At 53.0% G+C, this 468-nt stretch carries 3 tRNA genes and 1 rRNA gene; all 4 read left to right on the forward strand.

Annotated features, from left to right (window positions below):
- Positions 1–75: 75 nt before the first annotated feature.
- Positions 76–149 (forward strand) — tRNA-Arg (locus tag AC1DMU_RS29680).
- 8 nt (positions 150–157) lie between these two features.
- Positions 158–231: transfer RNA gene (locus tag AC1DMU_RS29685), tRNA-Pro, on the forward strand.
- A gap of 9 nt (positions 232–240) precedes the next feature.
- Positions 241–316, forward strand: a tRNA-Ala gene (locus AC1DMU_RS29690).
- A 78-nt stretch (positions 317–394) separates the two neighbouring features.
- Positions 395–468: ribosomal RNA gene (locus tag AC1DMU_RS29695) — 16S ribosomal RNA — on the forward strand; the annotation flags it as partial.

Here is a 468-nt window from a genome sequence, read left to right on the forward strand (position 1 = left end):
GGCAGACGCACAGGACTTAAAATCCTGCGGTGGGTGACCACCGTGCGGGTTCGACCCCCGCCCTCGGCACCATATGCGCCCGTAGCTCAATTGGATAGAGCGTTTGACTACGGATCAAGAGGTTAGGGGTTCGACTCCTCTCGGGCGCGTTTTCTTTCGGGAAGTGGCTCAGCTTGGTAGAGCACCTGGTTTGGGACCAGGGGGTCGCAGGTTCAAATCCTGTCTTCCCGATAATTGTTTGGGGCCTTAGCTCAGCTGGGAGAGCGCCTGCCTTGCACGCAGGAGGTCAGCGGTTCGATCCCGCTAGGCTCCACCAAAAAAGTTCTTTGAAAACTGAACGAAACAAACAACGTGAAACGTCAATTTTTATTTTTAGATGCTAGACAAACTAACTTTATTGGAGAGTTTGATCCTGGCTCAGGATGAACGCTGGCGGCGTGCCTAATACATGCAAGTCGAGCGAATGGA

Source organism: Bacillus sp. 01N45 (genome assembly GCF_056399205.1).